This window comes from Neobacillus drentensis NBRC 102427 (genome assembly GCF_001591445.1).
In the GTDB taxonomy this organism is placed as follows: domain Bacteria; phylum Bacillota; class Bacilli; order Bacillales; family Cytobacillaceae; genus Neobacillus; species Neobacillus drentensis.
The window spans coordinates 1-6,065 of the sequence record NZ_BCUX01000104.1 but is presented as its reverse complement, the minus strand read 5'-3'; the positions used below and the strand labels follow the sequence as shown (position 1 = coordinate 6,065).

At 40.2% G+C, this 6,065-nt stretch carries 4 protein-coding genes and 1 other annotated feature; of the genes, 1 reads left to right on the top strand and 3 read right to left on the bottom strand.

The annotated features are described in order from the left end of the window. Positions 1-94: 94 nt before the first annotated feature. From serS to guaB, 3 genes are all read right to left on the bottom strand, one after another. Complete coding sequence (gene serS / locus BDR01S_RS24125; RefSeq protein ID WP_066249173.1) at positions 95-1,375, bottom strand: serine--tRNA ligase; 1,281 nt, start codon at positions 1,373-1,375, stop codon at positions 95-97. A gap of 77 nt (positions 1,376-1,452) precedes the next feature. Then, positions 1,453-1,675, bottom strand: a binding site (T-box leader). Between the two features lie 202 nt (positions 1,676-1,877). After that, positions 1,878-3,257 (bottom strand): serine hydrolase, encoded by a 1,380-nt coding sequence (locus BDR01S_RS24120; protein WP_418303022.1) that lies wholly within the window; start codon positions 3,255-3,257, stop codon positions 1,878-1,880. 222 nt (positions 3,258-3,479) lie between these two features. Then, positions 3,480-4,949: an IMP dehydrogenase gene (guaB, locus tag BDR01S_RS24110; protein WP_066249167.1), complete on the bottom strand. Its 1,470-nt coding sequence runs from the start codon at positions 4,947-4,949 to the stop codon at positions 3,480-3,482. Between the two features lie 106 nt (positions 4,950-5,055). Between guaB and BDR01S_RS24105 the strand changes: the two genes are divergently transcribed. Continuing rightward, positions 5,056-5,994, top strand: a complete 939-nt coding sequence (locus tag BDR01S_RS24105) for a YaaC family protein (RefSeq protein WP_082797569.1) — start codon at positions 5,056-5,058, stop codon at positions 5,992-5,994. The last annotated feature ends 71 nt before the right edge of the window (positions 5,995-6,065 follow it).

Here is a 6,065-nt window from a genome sequence, read left to right as displayed (position 1 = left end):
GTATCAATAAAAACTAATTTATCATATAGTTTTTACTATGTCAACATACTAAATAAAAAAACTGGACAATTTTTATCTGTCCAGTTTTTGTTATTTATTTCAATGTAATGACGTCATGGTTGCCCATATATGGACGTAACACAGTAGGAATCACAACGCTGCCGTCGGCTTGTTGATAATTTTCTAAAATGGCTGCCACCGTGCGGCCAATCGCGAGGCCAGAACCATTTAGGGTATGAACATGCTCAGGCTTTGCCTTAGGTTCGCGACGGAAGCGAATGTTGGCCCGTCTTGCCTGGAAAGCCTCAAAATTACTGCAAGAAGATATCTCGCGGTATGTTCCATAGCTTGGAATCCAAACTTCAATATCGTACTTTTTCGCTGCGGTAAAGCCAAGGTCACCTGTACACATGCTTAGCACGCGGTATGGCAGTTCTAGTAATTGTAATACCCGTTCCGCGTCATGGGTCAGCTTTTCAAGCTCCTGGTAAGAATCTTCAGGCTTAACAAACTTTACAAGCTCTACTTTGTTAAATTGATGCTGTCGAATCAAACCACGTGTATCACGACCTGCAGAACCCGCCTCAGAGCGGAAACACGCACTATAGGCAGCAAAGCGGATTGGCAGGTCTTCACCACTTAGGATTTCATCGCGATGAAGATTGGTTACAGGAACCTCAGCGGTTGGAATCAAGAAGTAATCTTCATTTTCAATCAAAAAGGCATCTTCTTCAAACTTTGGAAGCTGTCCCGTTCCAGTCATACTTGCCCGGTTAACTAAATAAGGCGGCAATATTTCTGTATAACCATGCTCATCAACATGGAGGTCTAACATGAAGCTGATTAACGCCCGTTCTAAACGAGCCCCTAACCCTATATAAAAGACAAAGCGGCTGCCGGTTACTTTTCCGGCCCGTTCAAAGTCAAGAATACCTAAGTGATCGGCAACATCCCAGTGCGGCTTTGCATCAAACTCAAAATCACGTACCTTGCCCCATTGCCTAATTTCAATATTATCTTCCTCAGTTTCACCCACTGGGACACTTTCATGAGGGATATTCGGAATGCTCAACATCAACAGTTCTAATGATTCTTCCACCACTCGTAATTCATCATCAAACGTTTTGATTTGGTCACCCACCTCACGCATTTCCGTAATCAAATGATCCGCATTCTGTTTTTCACGTTTTAAAGTAGCCACCTGCTGAGAAACCTCATTACGCCGGCTTTTTAATTGTTCTGTTTCAACAATCAATTCGCGCCTTCTTTGGTCAAGTTCCTCAAACTGATCGAGAGCAGATAAATCTTCTCCGCGATTTTGAAGCCTTGCTTTCACATCTTCAAAATTAGCTCGTAACACTTTAATATCTAACATAATCGTCGCACTCCTTTTATAGAAAAAATATCAAGAGGAAAGTTTCCGCTTGAAAAACAAAAAACTCCCGCCCCTAAAACAGGGACGAGAGTTACTCGCGATACCACCCTGGTTGACAGAAAAAACTGTCCACCTCGAAAAACGTTAACGGTTTCTACCGAAAGTACTTACTGACCTCTTACGGAGGCGTTCCATACCTTGCTCGAGGAGGGATTCACAAGCTTCATCCACCGGTTCGCACCAACCACCGGCTCTCTAGAGAATGAGTTTCCTGCTACTAGTTCCTCTCATTGCTTTAATCATTATGATTTTGTAATTTTAAATTACTATAATTATAAACAGAATGCAACCCTCTTATCCCTCATTAACGGGCAGTAATTTCTTCAACTCAATATTTTACAAGAAGTTTAGCTTTAGATTCCTTCACCATCTCAACGAAGTACGCCGTAAATCAAGACAAGAGTCCTTTTCACCAAAATCTTAATATTCCTATGTTTACTGCTTAATTAAACCATCCTTTAACAGCGGTAGAAATCCCATGCCAGACATCGCCAAAGAAATTACCGACGCCTCTCATCATTAATACAAACCAGTTTGATTTTTCGACCCCATTTACAGCAATTACATCAACCTTAACCTGCTGCCCGCCCTCAGACGTTAAGAAACTTACCTTCTCGCCACTTTTCGGTGCAACGGTTAAGTAGCCGATCTTTTCCCCTTTTTTAATAGGTGCAGTTAACTCGCCGTTTTTATTAAGCTTATTTTTATCCAGAACAAGGACTGGTTTGTAATCCTGTTTTCCACCATTTTGAATAATCATGTTAATGGCTGATTTCGTATAGATTTTTACTTGGTCCTCTTTTCCTTTAATCACAGGAACTGTTTTCTGTCCCTTTACTTGATAGTGTTTAGGAACAAGTGTTTCTTTTGTAAAATTGCTGAAAGCATAATCCAGCATTTTTTTTGTTTCACCAAAGCGTGCCTTATAACCATCGTTTTTGCCGCTCACATCTTTAGCATTTTGGACAACCGTTATAAATCGTTTTCCATCGCGGCTGGCTGTCCCGGTAAAACAATAACCTGCAAAATCAGTTGTACCTGTTTTAAGCCCGTCCATGCCTTGATAACCATAAACCAATGATGGCAGCATCCAGTTCCAGTTTTGCATGACTATTCTATCATCTGTACCCTCTCGAAAAACCTTCTTTGGCGTACTAGCCGTTTTTAATACATCTGGATAATCATTAATTAGATGATAGGCTAACGTTGCCACGTCGCGCGGAGACATAACATTTTCCTCCTCCGCACCTGTTCCCTGCGGCTGCTCCCCATTATAATCTTTATTATTCAAACCCGTTGAGTTCACAAATTTACTATTTTTTAAGCCTAGTTTTTTGGCTTTGTCATTCATCATCTTCACAAAATTTGTTTCCGAACCGCCAATCACTTCAGCAAGAGCAATAGTTGTCCCATTTGCAGAATAAATGGCCATTGCCTCATATAATTCTCGCACATTATATTTTTCACCAAGACGTAAAGGGACATTCGATAATCCGGTAGGCTGCGAAATCTTATAAACAAGATCACTTACCGTATATTCCTGATCCCATTTCACTTTTCCATGTTTCACTGCATCAAGTAAAAGATATTCCGTCATCATTTTCGTCATACTGGCAATTCCTAATGGGCTGTCAGCATTTTTCTGATATAAAACCCTACCTGTTTCTCCATCAACCATAATTGCACCATCTGCATTTACATTCAGTCCTGCTTCGGCCTTAACTGTATCGACCCCGGCAAAAATCCCCAAAAACATAATAAGTGCCAGCGCACTGGCAACAAATTTTCGATAAAAATGTTTGTTCACTTTAACGCCCTCCATGAATTTATACACTTTGGTTATTTTAACATAACTCATAAGCAAATCATAGACGGAGCTATGAACCATCTTATGGCTAATTTTGAAAGTTTCTCAAACTTTTTTAGGACTTTATACACAAAAAACATGCATGACTCTCAACTCGCAGCCCATGCATGGCTTATGCGGCGCTCTGCCTCTTTTCCAAAGAAAAACAGAGAAGACATTGCTTCTCTGCTTGATTGATTATAACGAGTAGTTAGGAGCCTCTTTTGTGATTTGCACATCATGTGGATGACTCTCTCTTAGACCCGCACCAGTCATTTTAATAAATTGTGCGTTGTTTCTTAATTGTTCAAGGTCCTTTGTTCCACAATAACCCATACCCGCCCGAAGGCCGCCGATGAGTTGATAAATAGTTTCTGCTAATGGCCCTTTATATGGAATCCGTCCTTCGATTCCCTCAGGAACAAACTTTTTATTATCTTCTTGGAAATAGCGGTCTTTTGAACCTTTTTCCATCGCTGCCACTGAACCCATGCCGCGATATACTTTAAAGCGGCGCCCTTGGAAAATCTCTGTTTCACCAGGACTCTCTGTTACACCAGCTAACAGACTGCCAAGCATAACTGCGTGTCCGCCAGCTGCGAGTGCTTTTACCATATCACCGGAGTATTTGATGCCGCCATCAGCAATAATCGTCTTGCCATGCTTCATCGCTTCACCTGCGCAGTCATAGACAGCAGTAATCTGTGGAACGCCAACCCCTGCTACAACCCTCGTAGTACAAATCGAACCAGGTCCAATTCCTACTTTGACAACATCGGCTCCTGCCTCTATTAAGGCTTTGGTTCCTTCAGCTGTTGCCACGTTACCGGCAATAATAGTAAGGTTAGGATAAGCACTCCGAATTTCCTTTACCATATCGAGGACACCTTTGGAATGTCCATGAGCTGTATCGAGTACAATGACATCGACATTCGCTTTTACAAGCGTAGCGACACGTTTCATAGTATCACTGGTTACACCAACAGCAGCCCCCGCTAATAAACGTCCTTGGCTGTCCTTGGCTGAGTTTGGAAATTCAATCACCTTTTCGATATCCTTAATCGTGATTAATCCTTTTAACACACCCTGCTCATTGACAAGAGGCAATTTTTCAATTTTGTAATGCTGCAGAATTTTCTCTGCTTCTTTTAACGTAGTACCGACTGGGGCAGTAACAAGATTCTCTTTAGTCATGACGTCAGAAATTTTAAATGAATAATCTTGGTCTTGGATAAAGCGAAGATCCCTATTCGTGATAATCCCAATAAGTTTTTGTTCTTCAAGGTTATTAACAATTGGTACGCCGGAAATACGATATTTCCCCATTAAATGCTCCGCATCAAATACTTGGTGTTCCGGAGTTAAGAAAAACGGATCCGTAATAACCCCGCTCTCTGATCTCTTTACCTTCTCCACCAGCTCTGCTTGCTGCTCGATGGTCATATTCTTATGAATAATTCCTAAACCGCCTTGACGAGCCATTGAAATGGCCATTTCGGACTCAGTTACTGTGTCCATCCCAGCACTAATGATGGGAATATTTAGCTTTACAGTTGGTGATAATTCAACTTGCAGGTTTACATCTCTAGGCAGTACCTCAGATTTACCAGGAATTAATAATACATCATCAAACGTTAAACCTTCTTTTACAAACTTACTTTCCCACATTTTTATAGCCCCCAGGAAAAAAATATTATTTGTAGGTTATCAATTGGATAAAATACTGTCAAGGAATAAATATTAGTCTGATTCTTCTGAAAAAGGTGATATTGACTTGGATATTGAATATAAGGACTGGAAAAGCTATGCTTGCTTCTTTTCTGCAGAATACTGTCAGCGCTTTCTAAGAAATTGTTACCAAAAGCGTAATATCGAAAATCCCGAACAAAAAAGCTATGAAAACTGTTATGCCTTTCTTTATTATCTTGAACACGGTCAAGTTTATTATCAACAAGCAGCAAGCTCCCCACTTATTATAAAACCAATTATGCTTTTTTATGGTCTTGTCCATTTAATTAAAGCATGTATATTAACGATTGATCCGGCATATCCAGAAACAACAGCTGTTTTAGCCCACGGAGTTTCGACCAGGAAAAGAAAGAAGCAGAATTATCATTTCTTTCAAGACGAAGTTAAATTTCAAAAAAATGGACTCTTCCCCTTCATCTCTGAAAAATTGTTTCACATGAAACAATTGGAAGGGGAGAAAGTCATTATGGAGGAATTACTACAGCTTATACCAGAACTAGATGATTTATTCTTTTTACTTGAAGGGAAACGGACATTTATTAAATTACAAACAGATAATAAACAGTTCTTGGTGCCTGACACCATCTTAGACCATTTTCATATGACTGAAAATCGTTTTAAGGAGTTTTTGGCATCTAAGTTTGAGAAGGGGGTGGAGTTTTCAGAGGAGGGATTATCTTTCATGTTGAATTCAACCTCATTTGGTAAATCACCATTAAGGTTTCATTTGGAAGCAAACTATTACGCGCTGCCCCTTAATAAGGGCAATTATTTTAATTTCCCTGAGCTGCTGATTCATTACCTATTGCTTTACAACTTAAGTATGATTGCCCGCTATGAAACGGAATGGTGGAGTGAGTTGACGAAGATGATGCCCAACCAGGATTACCCCTTCATTTGTTCGTTCCTTGATGTCACCATGCAAAAAGGACCCTATTTGATTTATCAGTATTTGATGGGATAACCTTGGAACACTCTTTTAGTTACCTTTGAAGGGTTTTCCTAAATCGAGTAACCAGCAAAAGTAAAATAAGC

Bases quoted from the DNA above. Each gene is read 5' to 3' on its own strand.
- serS (WP_066249173.1), bottom strand. From the start codon at position 1,375: ATGTTAGATATTAAAGTGTTACGAGCTAATTTTGAAGATGTGAAAGCA.
- BDR01S_RS24120 (WP_418303022.1), bottom strand. From the start codon at position 3,257: ATGGAGGGCGTTAAAGTGAACAAACATTTTTATCGAAAATTTGTTGCC.
- guaB (WP_066249167.1), bottom strand. From the start codon at position 4,949: ATGTGGGAAAGTAAGTTTGTAAAAGAAGGTTTAACGTTTGATGATGTA.